The organism is Shewanella submarina, from assembly GCF_042646185.1.
GTDB lineage: Bacteria > Pseudomonadota > Gammaproteobacteria > Enterobacterales > Shewanellaceae > Shewanella > Shewanella corallii.
Window position 1 is genome coordinate 165,725 of record NZ_JBHRTD010000015.1, and the last position, 15,508, is coordinate 181,232.

Consider the following 15,508-nt stretch of genomic DNA (forward strand, 5'->3'; position numbering starts at 1 on the left):
GAAAGAGATATGATCAAAGTTTTGGTAGTGGATGACTCTGCATTAGTCAGACAGCTGCTCACTCATATGTTATCTCAGGCGCCGGACATAGAGGTGGTGGGAAGCGCTGAAGACCCCTATGAGGCACGGGACAAGATCAAATCCCTCAACCCTGATGTACTGACACTGGATGTTGAGATGCCGAAAATGGATGGCATCGCCTTTCTGCGTAATCTGATGAAGCTTCGGCCCATGCCCGTCGTCATGATCTCCACCCTGACGGAAAAAGGCGCAACCATTACACTGGAAGCCCTGAGTCTGGGCGCCGTGGACTACATAGCCAAACCCAAAAATGATCTCAGTAATAAACTGGTTGAGTATCAGGATGAGTTACTGGACAAGATTCGTCTGGCTGCCCGCTGTCGTATCAGAGCCACCCCGATACTGCCAAGCCAGCCTGAGCCTCAACCCGGGCTGAAACTCAAAAACCGTCTTATCGCGATCGGAGCCTCTACCGGCGGAACAGAAGCGATTGCCCAGGTAGTGTCTCAGCTACCGGAAAATTTTCCTCCGATTGTAATAGCCCAACATATTCCTGCTGCCTTCAGCGCATCCTTTGCCAGACGGCTGGACTCAAAATCTGCCATGACGGTGCAGGAAGCCAACGGCAATGAGATGCTCAAAAATGGCAACGTCTATGTGGCCCCGGGAGACAAGCATTTGGTGGTGGTCCGCCGTGGAGCTCATCTCTACACCATGTTGCAGGACTCAGAGCCGGTCAATCGCCATAAACCTTCGGTAGAGGTGTTATTCAACTCCATTGCCGACTGTGCAGCCAAAACAACCATTGGAGTGATGCTGACAGGCATGGGTAAAGATGGTGCAGATGGCATGTTGAATATGATGAATCAAGGGGCTTATACCCTGGCGCAGGACGAGGCCAGCTCTGTGGTATGGGGTATGCCTGGCGCCTCTGTGGATGTGGGAGCCGTGCAGGAGCAGCAGCCCCTCAGCCGTATTGCATCACGTCTGCTGGAGCTGCTGAAAGTCGATTAAGACTTACTCCTTAATCCACTCACCATTATTTTTGGGTCTGACCCAGGCCTGAGAGAACCAGTAGTACCGCCCTTTAGTCTTGCTTGGGGCGGTACAATTGTATCTGGAGCGCCCTGCCGGCAGGTCCAAATCAGCCTGAATCATAAACTCATTTGCCGATAGCCAGGTCGGCTTCTTGGCCCCCTGCCCCTGCACAAAGCACATCAGCTGATGAGGGTAGATATCCGACGTATCCAGTGTCACTCTCAGCTCAGGACGCCAGCCACCCGCTTTAAGCTCAGGGTTGGTGGTATTCTGCGCCAGCACTGGCATATTCAGGCTATGCATTTTGACCTTAAGGCTGGACATATCCGCATAGGGACCGGCAACCGGGAAGCGTGGCAGAGCGGTCAGCTCTGAATATACACCGGCGGCACCAGACTGCTGACCAACGGCAATATAACCATGACGTTCCAACAGGGCCTGGATCTCCGCATTGTATTCACCATATGGATAAGCCAGCATCTTGAAGTTGTGGCCCGTCGCCTTGGCAATCGCCGCTTCGGTATCAAGAATATTCTGCTCCACCCGTGCCAGCCAATCTGCGTCAGTCTCGCCGGCTAGCTTTCTGACCAGGTGCTCATGGCCCCAACTGTGATTGGCAATATCGGCGCCTTCAGCCGCCAACTGCTGTAACTGTTGCCAGCTCATCATCTCGCCATAGCCTTTCTCTATGGGTTCTATGGCAACAAACAGGGTGTAGGGGAAGCCATACTCCTTTAGAATAGGGTGCGCTGACTCGGCAATGTTTTTGTAGCCATCGTCGAAGGTGATCACTATGGATTTTTCCGGCAGAGACTCATTCGCTCTGATTGCGGTAACCAGTTGAGTCAGAGAGATCACATTGAAGTTATTCTCGGCCAGATAGGCCATCTGCTCGCGGAACTGAGCAGGAGTCACGCTGGTGATGGCCGGCGTTTTATCAGATACATGATGATACTGGAGAATCACTGCGCCATTTACAGGCCCTGAACTCGCTTCAGGTTTGGCGCTTACACTGAAGATCAGTGAAGTCATGAGCGCAAAAAACACTCTCAACATAAATAAACCTCTATAAATATGACTAAATCAGTCCTGATGTTCGACGCCCAACGAAATCGGCGCATGCTGGCGTTAGCGCTGCCCATGATCCTCTCCAATATCACTGTCCCCCTGCTCGGGTTGGTGGATACAGCCGTAATAGGTCATCTGAGCAACGCGTATTATTTAGGCGGTGTTGCCGTCGGGTCAACGATTATCACTTTGATTTTCTGGCTGTTAGGCTTTCTGCGCATGGCCACGACCGGCCTGGTTGCCCAGGCCTGGGGCGCCAATGATACCCAAAGACAGTTCCAATTGCTCCTGCAGGGTGTCAGTCTCACTCTGCTGCTCAGCGCCCTGATACTTATTTTACAAAGACCACTGCTGGAACTAGCCCTGTCAATGACAGAAGCCAGCGCTGAAGTTATTCGTTATTGCCGAGAGTATTTCAGCATTCGTATCTGGTCCACGCCGTTCGCCCTGCTCAATCTGGTACTGCTGGGTTACCTGCTTGGCAGGCAACAGCCCAAGGCTGCCATGTGGCAGTTGATTATTGCCAACAGCGTTAACATCCTGCTGGACGTCCTGTTCGTTATTGGCCTTGGTTGGGGCGTTAAGGGCGCAGCAATGGCCTCGGTGATCGCCGACTTCTGTGCCATGTTGGTTGCACTGACCATGGTGAAACGTCAACTCAGCTTGCAGGGTGGATTTCATTTGGGGGAGCAGCTGAAACGTCTTACCCCTGCCGGTTACGGCCAACTGCTGCGACTCAATGGTGATATTTTTGTTCGCAGCCTGTGTCTGCAGGCCACATTCGCCTTTATGACATTCCACGGCGCCAGCCTGGGCGATGATACGGTTGCTGCCAACGCGGTATTGCTGAATCTGCTGTTGCTTATCTCCTACGCCCTGGATGGTATCGCTTACTATGCCGAGGCGGAAACAGGCAGAACCTGGGGCAAACGGGATATGCCGGAATTGCGCAATACGGTCGCCCTGGCGTTTCAGTGGTCAGCAGTGTCGGCGCTGGGATTCAGTCTGCTGTTTTTCCTGACCGGAGAGTACATAATTCAGCTACTGACCGGGATTGAAGCGGTTCAACACCTGGCTTTCCAATATCTGCCCTGGCTGATCGTCATGCCTGTGCTGGCCTTTGGTTCCTACCTGTTTGACGGTGTCTACATAGGCACGGCGCAGGGCAAGATAATGCGTAATAGCATGCTGTTCTGCACCCTGATGGTGTTCTTCCCGGTATGGTGGAGCCTGCAAAGCTGGGGCAATGGCGCACTGTGGGCTGCCATGTCTGCCTTTATGCTGTCCCGCAGTCTGTCCCTTGGACTGCACTATCGCCTGTCACTTTCCAGAGGTTAAAAAAATACCCCGCTCAAGGATATTGGGCGGGGTATTTATCTCACCAGTCGTTGTTACTGGTAAGAGTGGTCACCGTGCTGGTGATCTGTGATATCACGTACACCGGTCAGCTCACCGCTGAAACGCTCCAGCATCTGGGTTTCGATACCATCTTTCAGGGTGACATCAACCATGGAGCAACCGTTACAACCGCCGCCAAACTGCAGCACAGCAATACCATCTTCAGTCACTTCCACCAGCATAATATGACCGCCGTGGCTGGCCAGCTGAGGGTTGATCTCTGACTGGATCATATATTCGATACGCTCATTCAGTGGTGCATCATCAGCCACTTTACGCATCTTGGCATTTGGAGCTTTCAGGGTCAGCTGAGAACCCAGCTGATCTGTCACGAAGTCAATGGTGGCATCTTCCAGGAAAGGCGCGCTCTTCTCATCGACCATGGCGCTGAAGCCATTGAACTCGATCTCTGTATCATCATCTTCCACCGCATCAGGTGGACAGTAAGATACGCCACACTCCGCCTGAGGTGTGCCCGGGCTGATAACAAACACGCGAATATTGGTGCCTTCAGGCTGATCCGCCAATAGCTTAACGAAATGGGCCTGAGCCGCTTCGGAAATGGTAATCATGACAACCTGCTCCCTCAGGCTAAACCTGAGTATTTTGGTAAGAATTAGCCGTATGATACTCATAAGCCGACTCTGTGTGTAGCCCCAAGGCCCGGTGATTAAAGGTTTTTTTACTGTTTTTTCGACACATATTCAGCATCATTTTTTTAACACCCATGTAGCACGGGCAGCGGCAAGATGATAATTTACGTGAAAATTCAATAATAAAAATACGACTCATGTTGAAATCACTGACCCTGGCCATCGCTTTGGTTCTCAGCCCTGTTGTTTCTGCTCAGGCGCCTGACTGGTATCCCCCGCAGTCGAGTAGTAATGCCACTATCACCACACCAGCGGAGTTCCTTGGCTATCCTCTGGGTGAGTGGCATCTGCGCCATGACCAAATCAACTTCTATCTGAAGCAACTGGCAGCCCAAAGTCCAAGAGTCAGTCTGGAAGACACAGGCCTGAGCCATGAAGCCAGGCAGCAGTTAACCGCAGTGATAACCTCCCCGACCAATCAACAAAAGCTACCGCAAATACTGGCGCAGAGGGCTAAAGTCAAACAGGATCAGGCGGAAAACTCACCTCTGGTGATCTGGCTGGCTTACTCCATCCATGGAGATGAAGCCAGTGGTGCCCACGCCGCGACAGCGCTGGCCTATTACCTGAGTGCCAGTGAAGAAGCCTGGGTAAAGGAGCTGCTGGACAAAGCCGTGGTATTGGTCACCCCCACCCAAAATCCGGATGGCCTGGACAGGTTCTCAACCTGGGCAAACAACAACAGGGGTAAGGTGCCGGTAGGCGACAATCACAGTCGCGAACACACTCAGGACTGGCCAAGGGGTCGATTCAATCACTACCTGGCCGATCTCAACCGGGATTGGTTATTCCTGGCTCATCCGGAAAGCCAGGGGCGGGTTGCCCTGTTCCACAAATGGCAGCCCCACTATCTGGGAGACTTCCATGAGATGGGTCATGAACAGTCTTACTTCTTCCAGCCCGGTGTACCGGACAGAACCCATCCATTAACACCGGCAACCAACCAGGCATTGACAGATAAGCTGGCTGACTTTCACCGAGACGCTCTGGATGCCAAAGATCAGGCCTACTTCAGCCGTCAGGCATTTGATGACTTCTTTTACGGCAAAGGCTCCACCTACCCGGATATTAACGGTGCCATTGGTGTACTGTTTGAACAGGCAAGTGCACGGGGTCAGTTGCAGGACTCAGCCAACGGACCAGTGGTATTGAGTGAGGCCATTGCCAATCAGTTCGCCACGTCCCTGTCCAGCCTGAAAGGTGCCATGGCGCTGGAAGACGAGCTGAAACAGTACCAGACAGAGTTTTTTAAGGGTAAAGCCAGCGATGACAGCCGCCGCTTGAGTGGCAGTCTGCTGAGAGCCCCCAAAGACCCCGCCCGCCGGGATGCTCTGGCCAGCCTGTTTGCACAACATAAGGTGGAACACTTCTTCCTGAGCAGAGATGTTGAGGCAGATGATCTGATATTTAGCGCCGAAGACAGCCTGTTTATTCCCGCCAACCAGCCTCAACAGGCGCTGGTAGAGGCCATGTTCGACAAGCGCACTGAATTTAAAGATGCCACTTTTTACGATGTTTCCAGCTTTGACCTGCAATCAGCCTACGACCTTTTGAAAGCTGATGAGGTTAAGGTAAGCCGTAATCAGCTGACGGCAGACGCCGCGCAATCTCCTGAACAAGCCCTGCCAGACAATGCTGTCGCCTATCTGGTGGATTGGCGTCACAGCAATGCTGCGCCTATGCTGCAGCAGCTTCTAAATGCAGATATCCAGGTCAAAGTCGCCACCAGGGGCTTTAGCGTACGTGGCATCGAAGCCCTCAACTGGCCCGAAGGCAGCCTGTATATACCTGCCAAACAGGCTCATGTGAGCAAACAGCAACTCAGGGAGTTGCTGTCCCGGCAAAGCCAGGAATGGGGTGTCAAAGTCGTCCCGGCTTCCACCTTTGCGGGTGCCGGAGGAATCGATCTGGGCAGTGATGATTTCCGGGTCATCAAGCCGGTCAAACCTCTGCTGATCGCTGGCAGAGGCACCAGCACCACAGAAACCGGTCAGCTGTGGAACTTCCTGGACAGCAGACTGGGTATCGCCACCCCGTTAATTGATGCCTCACGCCTGAGCAGAGTCGATCTTGGCAACTACAGTCACCTGATTTTTGCCAGCGGCAGCTTCAGCACTCTGGACGCAGAATTGGCAAGGGATATCGCCAGCTTTGTTGAACGTGGTGGCACTGTGATTGCCCAGAAAAGCGCTCTTAACTGGCTCAGCAAAAACCGACTTATGAGTACTGAACTGATCTCTTCCAAGGAGTTTGCTCAGGCCTTCGACACTAAGGGGCTGACTTTTGCGGACAGGGATTCACTCAACGCCCGCAAAGCAATAGGCGGTGCCATTGTCGAACTGACCCTGGATGCGGGTCACCCGTTAAATTACGGTATGACAGACGACAAATTGCCCGTCATGAAAAACCGTGCCATAGGCTTCAAATCTGTGGATAAGCCCTTTGTTGTCGCCGCCGAGTATAGTGAACAGGTGCTGAAGAGTGGTTATATGGCACCTGAATATCAGCAGAAGCTGGCCTCCACTCCCGCGATATTGGTTGAAACCAAGGGTAAAGGTGAGATTGTCGCATTGGCGGATAACCTCATGTTCCGCAATACCTGGCTGGGAACAGAAAGAGTGTATGCCAACGCCCTCTACTTTGTGCCAGTCTCGGTGAGGTAATTCAGTCCAACAGGCCCGGCGCTTCAGCCCGGGCCAGACACCAGACCTGCATATCCGGTGCCTGCACACGTATCTGTGCGGCAATCTCAGAAACGGTGGTGCCCGTAGTCACCACATCGTCGATTATCGCGACCCGTGGATAAGGCAGAGCCTGTTGCAGTTCAAAGGCCTGTTTCAGGTTTTGTCTGCGTGCTTTGCCATCCAGCCCGGCCTGCGCCAGAGTATGCTGGGTACGAACCAGACAATCATCCACCAGTGGAATACCCAAAATCACTGACAGTCGGTTGGCGATCATCCAGGCCTGGTTGAAGCCGCGCTCTCTCAGCCTGCCGGGGTGCAAGGGTACCGGCAACAAAGCCTGAGGACGGGACACCAACCCCAACGCCTCCAACTCTTCGAATCGCTCCACCAGTGCCTGGCACAGAGACTCCAGCGCCGCCATCTGCCCCTGATATTTAATCCCACTGATAACAGGCCCCAATCCCTGGTGGTAACTGGCGGGTGCCACTACAGGCAAAGGCCGGGACTGCTGACAGGAGCCACAGTACTTGAGTTGCAACGTCATGCCGCGACCGCACCCCAGACAAACCGGCTGCTGATATAAGCTGGCACCCAGGCACGCACTGCACAACCCAGTCTGTCCTCTTGCCACACCTTGATGACAGAGCAAACACCGGTTGGGTAAACTAGCCCCAAGCAAGTTAACTATTTGACTGAAAACCTGTCTTATCACTTTGTATACCTAAGGCCTGACAAACTGTGACTCAACTTCATATCGATATTCGCGGACAGGGTCCGGAACTGATCCTGCTCCATGGCTGGGGGGTAAACAGCGCCGCTTTTGCGCCCCTGTATGAGCATCTGTCTGAGTATAGGGTCTACTATGTGGATTTGCCGGGCTTTGGCCACAGCCAGCAGGGAGACAACAGTCTGCAGGGTTGGGCCAAACAGCTGGCTGAGCAGTTACCTGATGGTGCTATCTGGGCCGGTTGGTCTCTGGGAGGCCTGGTTGCCAGCAGAGTTGCGCTGGATTATCCCGACAAGGTCAAAGGACTCATCACTATCGCCTCCTCTCCCTGCTTTATGGCCCGGGAAGATGAAGGCTGGTTTGGTATTCCTCCTCAGGTGTTGACGCAATTCAGCGACCAACTGGGTAAAGACCTGCCCAAAACCATTGAAAGGTTTCTGGCAATACAGGCCATGGGCAGCGTGACCGCCAAAGAGGATATCAAGCGCATACGTGAACTGGTACTTGCCCGCCCCCTGCCGACACCCGATGCACTGGCAGCCGGGTTACAGATGCTGGAGCAGCAGGACCTCAGAACTGAAGTTGCAGGGCTGACTCTCCCCTGGCTGAGAGTGTGGGGGCGTCTGGACGGTCTGGTGCCCAGGCGGGTAATCCCGGCGATGCCTGCGACACCACAGAGCCAGGATGCCATTATCACCAAAGCATCCCACGCGCCGTTTATCTCTCATACCCATGAGTTTGTAGAGCTTGTTGGCAACTGGCTGCAACAGCACACAGGCTGAAAGGCCTTTAACCTCGCGGCACAATTGACTATTATTTAAACAGAGAGTTTAAATCAGGGTTAACTATGCAGCTGGTGTCCAACTATCCCAATGTGCCTGTAGCCACAACCAATGTGGCTACTGACAGCGCGCGGGTGGATAACCAGCAACGCCCGCCGTTACTGCCCCCACAGCAGTTGGGTAAAACCTATCAGGAACGCGGGCTGGAACAACGCCAGGAAAGGGCGACAGAGCAACAGCAGGAGCGCCTGGACCGAATCCAACAAAGACAGTCGGGTCAACAACAGCAGCAAACCAGAGAGCAGCAACAGGGAACCGAGAAGCAGTTACCCCGCACTGAGCAGGCAGCCCTGGCTAAGTTGGCCACCAAAGGCGGTGGACTCAACAGACGGGATATACGGGACAGGACTCAAACCGCTGAGACCACGGGTAAGCAGATGCAAGGTGACTCCAGCCATCCCTTCCCCAACGAGGCTCCCAGGTTCTATCGGCAGATAGGCACCATCATCAAGGACACTTATCAGTCCACCAGCACTCCAAGAGATCTGCCCAGGCTGGAACTTCAGGCCTGATTCATTCACTGGCAAAGCACTGAAACCAACTCGATACAAATAAAAATCCCCCACGCCGTATAGGCTGTGAGGGATTGATATCTCTTTCGGCCCCCAGCTTGTATATACAAGCCAGAGTTCAAGGCAGATTTACTTCTTCAGCTTGGCAAATGCATCAGCGAAAGCATTACCCATGGCAGCATTAATGGGTTGATTGGACTGCTGACGGCCACCCTGTTTGGGCTTGTTGCCACCTTTGTGCTGTCCCTTGTTACCACCATGGTTATGGCCTTTGTATTGCGGTTTGCTGCCAGCAGGCTGAGGTTTTTCATCCAGACGCATGGACAAACCGATACGACGGCGCTCTACATCCACTTCCATCACCTTCACCTTCACCACATCACCCGCTTTCACCACGGTATGAGGATCAGACACGAACTTGTCGGTCAGAGAGGAGATATGCACCAAACCATCCTGATGCACGCCGATATCCACGAAGGCACCGAAGTTGGTCACGTTAGTCACCACGCCTTCCAGGATCATCTCAACCTTCAGGTCTTTCAGCTCTTCAACACCATCTTTGAACTTCGCGGTTTTAAACTCACCTCGGGGATCGCGACCCGGTTTGTCCAGCTCGGCCAGAATATCTGTCACGGTTGGCAGACCAAAAGCTTCTGTCGTGAAGTCAGCGGCATTCAGGGTGCGCAGCAGTTCTGTGTTGCCGATCAGAGCTTCAACCGGCACGCCTTTGGCAGCGGCAATCCCCTCTACCAGAGTGTAGGCTTCCGGGTGAACCGCTGATCTATCCAATGGATTGCTGCCTTCGCTGATACGCAGGAAGCCTGCGGCCTGCTCATAGGCTTTGGGGCCAAGACGGGACACCTTCAACAGCTCTTTACGGGTATTGAAGCGGCCATTGGCGTCGCGGTAATCCACCACGTTCTTGGCCAGCGTCTTGTTCAAACCGGCAACCTGAGCCAGCAGTGGTGCAGACGCCATATTCACATCCACACCAACACGGTTTACACAGTCTTCTACCACAGCTTCCAGTGATGAGGACAGCTGGCTCTGACTGACATCGTGCTGGTACTGGCCCACACCGATGGACTTGGGTTCAATCTTCACCAACTCTGCCAGTGGGTCCTGCAAGCGACGGGCAATAGATACCGCGCCACGCAGGCTGACATCCAGATCCGGAAATTCAGCGGCAGCCAACTCGGAAGCGGAATAAACAGATGCACCGGCTTCGGACACCATTACCTTATTGATATTGGGTGCAGTGTCTTTGACATAGGCCAGCAGCTCGGCGGCCAGCTTATCGGTTTCACGGGATGCTGTGCCATTGCCCACAGCCACCAACTCAACCTTGTGCATTTTTGCCAGATTAGCCAGGGTGCGAACTGATTTTTCCCATTGGTTCTGCGGTGCATGGGGGAAGATGGTGGTATGAGCCACCAGCTTGCCTGTGGTATCGACCACAGCCACTTTCACACCGGTACGCAGACCGGGATCCAAACCCATGGTCGCCTTGGCACCGGCAGGCGGCGCCATCAGCAGGTCACCCAGGTTACGGGCAAAGACCTTAATGGCTTCATCTTCTGCGTGTTCACGCATGCGGGCAACAAACTCGGTTTCCATCTGCAGAGCGATCTTGATGCGCCAGGTGGCGGTCACCACGGCCCGCAGCCATTGATCGGTTTCACCTGAACCCAGGTTCAGTTTCAGATGGTCGATAATGATCTGCTCGCATACGCTGCCGCTGGCTTCAGAGCCCGGGTCAGCATCCAGCGACAGACTCAGGATGCCTTCATTGCGACCACGCAACATGGCCAGCGCACGGTGGGAAGGCACCTTGGTAATGGCTTCGTTGTGCTCAAAATAATCGCGGAACTTGGCACCTTCTTTCTCTTTGCCAGCCATCACCTTGCTCACCAGCTCAGCCTGGCTTTGCAACTGCTCACGTACCTTGCGGATCAGCTCGGCGTCCTCGGCGAAACGCTCCATCAAAATATAACGGGCACCATCCAATACAGCCTTGGTATCAGCAAACCCTGCTTCAGCATTGATAAACTCGGCAGCTTTAGCTTCAGGAGACAAGCTGCGATCTGCCAACAGTATATCGGCCAGAGGCTCAATACCCGCTTCGACTGCAATTTGGCCTTTGGTACGGCGCTTGGGCTTGTATGGCAGGTAAAGATCTTCAAGGCGGGTCTTGGAATCGGCGCTGTTCAGAGCCTCGGTCAGCTCTGGCGTCAACTTGCCCTGAGCCTGAATGCTGGACAGGATAACCTGTCTGCGGTCATTCAGCTCACGCAGGTAGCCCAAACGGCTGAACAGGTTACGCAACTGAGTGTCATCCAGACCTCCGGTCACTTCCTTACGGTAACGGGCAATAAAAGGCACGGTCGAGCCTTCATCCAGCAGGCCAATAGTGGCATTTACCTGCTGCTCACGAACATTGAGTTCCTGAGCAATAATCCGGGCAATATTTTGCATAGTCTTGGTTTCGATATTCAGTATGGCTTTGAGGCTGCCAGTCAAGATATCACAGCGATGGAGCAGGGGTTAACCCTGGCTGGATTTCTGAACTCAACAACATTATTCGGTTTCTTCAAAAGGCTTGTAGCGAATGGCATTGACGTACCACTCTTTTGGACCTGAAGGGGTCTGGACTGTCACTTCATCGTCGACCTGTTTGCCAATCAGGGCTCGGGCCATAGGCGAATCTATGGTGATATAGCCCAGCTTGGTATCCAGCTCATCTTTGCCGACAATACGATAGCGCACCACATCACCCTCTTCGTTTTCCAGCTCGAACCAGGCACCGAAGAAAATCTTGCCCTCTTGCTGAGGGTCGTAGTCGACGATTTTCAGCTCTTCCAATCGCTTCACCAGATAACGCACCCGGCTGTCGATTTGGCGCAGCAGGCGTTTGTTATAGGTGTAATCAGCGTTTTCGGAACGATCACCCTGAGCGGCAGCTTCCTGCACTTTTTTGGTGATCTCAGGACGATACTCTTTCCAAAGGTACTTAAGTTCCCGGTCCAACTCTTGCCAGCCGGCGCGGGTGATCAGATGGGCTTTCTTCATAGGGTGTGCGTGTTGCCAACAAGCATTTGCAATAATTTCTCAGTTTGTATCACTTAAGCCCTTGTTCCTCAAGCCGTGCGGACACTATGCCACCGCTCTGACCGACATATTCCGCAACACTGCTCAGATTGTGTTCTGTCGTCAGTAAGTTATGCTGCACAAAAATTTAACAATGTTGAGAGACTGCGCTGATGACTACCCTGAATCGATTGCTGGCCACAGGCCTGATGCTGCTTGCGCCACACACCATAGCCCAGACCACCTACCTGACCGCTGATGCCATGCTGGATGTGGAAAATGGCAAACTGATCAGTAAACCCGCCATCATCATTGAAGATGGCCGCATCACCGCAGTCGGTAAACAGGGGGAGCTGAAACAACCAGCCGATGTGGACAGTGTGCTCCATCTGTATCAGGAAACTCTGGTACCGGGCCTGATGGACATGCATGTACACCTGAGTGGCGATGCCGACGATAACTTTCTCGCCTCCCGCAACTACTCCATCCCCCGACAGACCGTGATTGCAGCCAAAAATGCCCGTAAGACACTGGAAGCAGGGTTCACCACAGTGCGAAACCTGGGGGCTTCCGGTTACAGTGTGATTGGCGTGATGGAAGGCATTAATAACGGTGATATTCCAGGCCCGAGGATCTGGGCAGCCGGGCATTCAATCTCTGTCACCGGAGGGCACTGTGACGATAACTTCAGTGCACCGGAGAAGAAGGCAAAGTCAGGTGGTGTTGCCGATGGCCCCTGGTCGGTGCGGGAAAAGGTTCGGGAGAACATCAAATACGGTGCCAACACCATTAAAATCTGCGCCACCGGCGGCGTGTTCTCCAAGGGCACCAAAGTGGGCATTCAGCAATACACCTTTGAAGAGCTGAAAGCCGCGGCTGACGAGGCTCATATGCGCGGCCTGGTGATAGCGGCACACGCCCATGGTACCAGTGGTATTAAGGATGCCATCCGCGCCGGTATCGATAGTATTGAGCACTGCAGTTTTATGGATGATGAGGCTATCAAGCTGGCAGTAAAACACGGCACTTACCTTTCCTGCGATATCTACAACACCGAATACACCCTGGCCTTTGGTGAGGCCAATGGTGTACCCGAAGAGAATATCAATAAGGAAAAGCAGGTTTCCAAAGCCCAGCGGGAAAGCTTCCGTAAAGCGGTGAAAGCCGGTGCCAATATGGTATTTGGCTCAGATGCTGCCATCTATCCCCACGGGGATAATGGCAAGCAGTTCTCCCGTATGGTGACCTTTGGCATGACGCCATTGCAGGCAATTCAGGCCGCCACTATCAATAGCGCTGCACTGATGAAGCAAACCGATGTGGGCCAGATAAAGCCTGGCTATCTGGCGGATATTATCGCCGTAAAAGGCAACCCGCTTGAGAACATCAGCCTGCTGGAAAACGTCAGCTTTGTGATGAAGGATGGCAAGGTCTACAAGCAGCGATAGTCCTTTTTCAGACAACAAAAAACCGGCCTTTAAAGCCGGTTTTTTTAGTGTGTATTCCCTGGGAATTATTTCAGCATTTCAGCGGGACGGATCACCTGGGCGCGATAGCCGGTGGCAAACAGGTCATGGCTGTCGATATCGATACGCACTGCCGGCTCTTTCTCACCGTATCTGTGCTCAACCAGAATCGAGTGTACTTTACCTGTGGTGTCATCCAACTTCATATTGCCGTAACCACCGCCCAGACCAAACAAGCCCGCTGAGGCGAAGTAGCTCATCATGCTGTTTTTATCAGCCTGGTACTTCACAATCGAAGTCACCGGAGAGTAGCCGTCATAGCCCAGCTCTTCCTTGCCATATTCCCACACCTGCTGAACTGTCATCTTGTCTTCGTCAATCTTGTACTCCACTGCCCGGCTGTACTTGCCGGTAGGGAACATAGGCTGGGCCAGATGACGGCCATCACCATTGTCGAATACAGTCCAGGTGCCCTTCTCATCCACCTTGTAACCTGTGTGCGGCGTGTAGGAGAAATCGAAATCAGTGCCACTGCAGAAACCACGTACAGTGCAGGTCAGGGGGTTGCCTTTGGCATCAACCGGTGTCAGCAGCTTTTCTGCCAGTTTACCTTCCCAGCCCATATAGGGGCTCAGGATCCACTTAACCTCTTTATCGCGACCAATCTTGATCACAGCGGACTGGTGACGAGAGGTCACAATAATGCTGTCATCCACAGGGTCATAATCCACGGCGTTAACGTGAGCCCAGTTACGGCCGGTTTGTACGCCATGAATATCGCCATAAGGCGCCTTTCTCAGTTCCTCTTCGGTAGCCACTTTGCCCGCCTGCTTAAGGTCGATATTCAGGCAAACGGCACCTGCGTCCAGCGACAGCAGTGCCGCATCACGCATAGGGTCCAGAATCTCATTCAGGTCCCAGTAATCCACCAACTTACCGTTGGCGTCCACCTCGACAATGTGGTCGCGAACCGTATTGACCACCATGCCGTCGGCGCGGGTGTAATCTTTGGCAGCGACCCGCAGCAGGAAGTTACCGTTCTCCACCTGAATCCCTTCATGGGAGGCATCGATAAAGTTACCCGGCAGGGAATGGGAAGCGATCATGCGTCCCATCAGGGTCATATGTTTCCAGCTTTGTCCCTGAACCCACACCATGTTGCCGTCATCGGTAATATTCATACCCATGGCATAACCGGCATCATCATAGTTTTTGGCGTTATGGGTGGTGTAGGGATTCATATACCAGCGAATGTCACCGGCAGTATCGATAATAAAGAAACCTGGCTTACCATCCCATGAGAAGGCTCCGGGGGCTGCCGGGTTGTTGTGCATCAAAGGGGATGCCTTGCCGTCAGCATTGGTCCAGTTCAAAAAGTAGAGACGATCCTTAAACTCAGGGTCTACATGTTTTACCGTTACCTTGGGTGCCTTGGCCCACTGAGACTCAGAAAAACCCATGTCCACATCCGGCGTCATCATCCGGTATTCATGGGATTTACGCTCGCCCTTCTCAGACCAGCTCACGGTAAAGGTGTTGAGGTAATCAGGGTACAAACCGAACACGGGTACGCCGCCTTCATCCATCACCCGGATATCAGACACCTTATAACTGATCGGCACGCCAGCTTCGCCTTTGGCATGTACTGTGACTTCAACATCTTTAATCTTGTGTCCACCCAGAGTGACCAGTGCGGTCAGAGGAGCATTCTCATAAGGGTTGTGGATCAGATATCCCAAAGGTGCATCGTCTGCAGGCATGGGTTTCATGCCGGTCAGCGCAGCCAGAGAATGACCGGAAAAAGACAGGGCCAGGGTTAGAAGGCCAAGACGACAAAGCGGTTTGAACATGGATAACCTGCTACTCAGAATCAAATTCGGCGGCAGTATACCCTCGCTCCACTGAGCCCCCCAGCATCCTGATCACCAAATGTGAATCAGCACAGGAAACCGACAATCACCATGGTGCAAATGGTCAAATTGCTCAACAAAGATGAACTTTTTCAGTTCAGC

Annotated in this window: 12 protein-coding genes; 6 read left to right on the forward strand and 6 right to left on the reverse strand. The window is 53.2% G+C overall.

Features of this window, described 5'->3' with window-relative positions:
• Positions 1 to 9: 9 nt before the first annotated feature.
• Positions 10 to 1,035, forward strand: a complete 1,026-nt coding sequence (locus tag ACFOE0_RS12545) for a protein-glutamate methylesterase/protein-glutamine glutaminase (protein WP_248936888.1) — start codon at positions 10 to 12, stop codon at positions 1,033 to 1,035.
• Between the two features lie 3 nt (positions 1,036 to 1,038).
• Here the strand turns inward: ACFOE0_RS12545 and ACFOE0_RS12550 are convergent, their stop codons facing one another.
• Positions 1,039 to 2,091 (reverse strand): polysaccharide deacetylase family protein, encoded by a 1,053-nt coding sequence (locus ACFOE0_RS12550; RefSeq protein WP_248936887.1) that lies wholly within the window; start codon positions 2,089 to 2,091, stop codon positions 1,039 to 1,041.
• 36 nt (positions 2,092 to 2,127) lie between these two features.
• Here ACFOE0_RS12550 and ACFOE0_RS12555 point away from each other — a divergent pair, with 36 nt between their 5' ends.
• The gene (locus ACFOE0_RS12555) at positions 2,128 to 3,465 is read left to right on the forward strand and encodes an MATE family efflux transporter (RefSeq protein ID WP_380712164.1); all 1,338 of its coding nucleotides are present in this window, start codon (positions 2,128 to 2,130) and stop codon (positions 3,463 to 3,465) included.
• 53 nt (positions 3,466 to 3,518) lie between these two features.
• Here ACFOE0_RS12555 and nfuA read toward each other — a convergent pair whose 3' ends face one another.
• Positions 3,519 to 4,097: a Fe-S biogenesis protein NfuA gene (gene nfuA / locus ACFOE0_RS12560; RefSeq protein WP_248936885.1), complete on the reverse strand. Its 579-nt coding sequence runs from the start codon at positions 4,095 to 4,097 to the stop codon at positions 3,519 to 3,521.
• A gap of 218 nt (positions 4,098 to 4,315) precedes the next feature.
• Between nfuA and ACFOE0_RS12565 the strand changes: the two genes are divergently transcribed.
• Positions 4,316 to 6,841 (forward strand): M14 family zinc carboxypeptidase, encoded by a 2,526-nt coding sequence (locus ACFOE0_RS12565; RefSeq protein WP_248936884.1) that lies wholly within the window; start codon positions 4,316 to 4,318, stop codon positions 6,839 to 6,841.
• A gap of 1 nt (position 6,842) precedes the next feature.
• On the opposite strand, the gene ACFOE0_RS12570 is transcribed toward ACFOE0_RS12565, so the two are convergent.
• Entirely contained in the window at positions 6,843 to 7,574 is a 732-nt protein-coding gene (locus tag ACFOE0_RS12570) for a ComF family protein (RefSeq protein ID WP_346347866.1), read from the reverse strand.
• 26 nt (positions 7,575 to 7,600) lie between these two features.
• Between ACFOE0_RS12570 and bioH the strand changes: the two genes are divergently transcribed.
• Both bioH and ACFOE0_RS12580 read left to right on the forward strand, forming a co-directional pair.
• Positions 7,601 to 8,371 carry a pimeloyl-ACP methyl ester esterase BioH gene (bioH, locus tag ACFOE0_RS12575; RefSeq protein WP_248936882.1) on the forward strand — a complete coding sequence of 257 codons (771 nt, stop codon included), beginning with the start codon at positions 7,601 to 7,603 and terminating at the stop codon, positions 8,369 to 8,371.
• Between the two features lie 65 nt (positions 8,372 to 8,436).
• The gene (locus ACFOE0_RS12580) at positions 8,437 to 8,943 is read left to right on the forward strand and encodes a hypothetical protein (RefSeq protein WP_248936881.1); all 507 of its coding nucleotides are present in this window, start codon (positions 8,437 to 8,439) and stop codon (positions 8,941 to 8,943) included.
• 129 nt (positions 8,944 to 9,072) lie between these two features.
• Here ACFOE0_RS12580 and ACFOE0_RS12585 read toward each other — a convergent pair whose 3' ends face one another.
• Together ACFOE0_RS12585 and greB are read right to left on the reverse strand one after the other, a co-directional pair.
• Positions 9,073 to 11,418: a Tex family protein gene (locus ACFOE0_RS12585; RefSeq protein ID WP_248937037.1), complete on the reverse strand. Its 2,346-nt coding sequence runs from the start codon at positions 11,416 to 11,418 to the stop codon at positions 9,073 to 9,075.
• A 102-nt stretch (positions 11,419 to 11,520) separates the two neighbouring features.
• Positions 11,521 to 12,012, reverse strand: coding sequence for a transcription elongation factor GreB (gene greB / locus ACFOE0_RS12590; protein WP_115136486.1), 492 nt, complete (start codon positions 12,010 to 12,012; stop codon positions 11,521 to 11,523).
• A gap of 191 nt (positions 12,013 to 12,203) precedes the next feature.
• Between greB and ACFOE0_RS12595 the strand changes: the two genes are divergently transcribed.
• Positions 12,204 to 13,478, forward strand: coding sequence for a Xaa-Pro dipeptidase (locus tag ACFOE0_RS12595; RefSeq protein ID WP_380712084.1), 1,275 nt, complete (start codon positions 12,204 to 12,206; stop codon positions 13,476 to 13,478).
• 65 nt (positions 13,479 to 13,543) lie between these two features.
• Here the strand turns inward: ACFOE0_RS12595 and ACFOE0_RS12600 are convergent, their stop codons facing one another.
• Positions 13,544 to 15,346: an aryl-sulfate sulfotransferase gene (locus ACFOE0_RS12600; protein ID WP_248936880.1), complete on the reverse strand. Its 1,803-nt coding sequence runs from the start codon at positions 15,344 to 15,346 to the stop codon at positions 13,544 to 13,546.
• Between the last annotated feature and the right edge of the window lie 162 nt (positions 15,347 to 15,508).

Coding starts and splice junctions, on each gene's coding strand:
- ACFOE0_RS12545 (WP_248936888.1), top strand. CDS start 10: ATGATCAAAGTTTTGGTAGTGGATGACTCTGCATTAGTCAGACAGCTG.
- ACFOE0_RS12550 (WP_248936887.1), bottom strand. CDS start 2,091: ATGACTTCACTGATCTTCAGTGTAAGCGCCAAACCTGAAGCGAGTTCA.
- nfuA (WP_248936885.1), bottom strand. CDS start 4,097: ATGATTACCATTTCCGAAGCGGCTCAGGCCCATTTCGTTAAGCTATTG.
- ACFOE0_RS12565 (WP_248936884.1), top strand. CDS start 4,316: ATGTTGAAATCACTGACCCTGGCCATCGCTTTGGTTCTCAGCCCTGTT.
- ACFOE0_RS12580 (WP_248936881.1), top strand. CDS start 8,437: ATGCAGCTGGTGTCCAACTATCCCAATGTGCCTGTAGCCACAACCAAT.
- ACFOE0_RS12585 (WP_248937037.1), bottom strand. CDS start 11,418: ATGCAAAATATTGCCCGGATTATTGCTCAGGAACTCAATGTTCGTGAG.
- greB (WP_115136486.1), bottom strand. CDS start 12,012: ATGAAGAAAGCCCATCTGATCACCCGCGCCGGCTGGCAAGAGTTGGAC.
- ACFOE0_RS12595 (WP_380712084.1), top strand. CDS start 12,204: ATGACTACCCTGAATCGATTGCTGGCCACAGGCCTGATGCTGCTTGCG.
- ACFOE0_RS12600 (WP_248936880.1), bottom strand. CDS start 15,346: ATGTTCAAACCGCTTTGTCGTCTTGGCCTTCTAACCCTGGCCCTGTCT.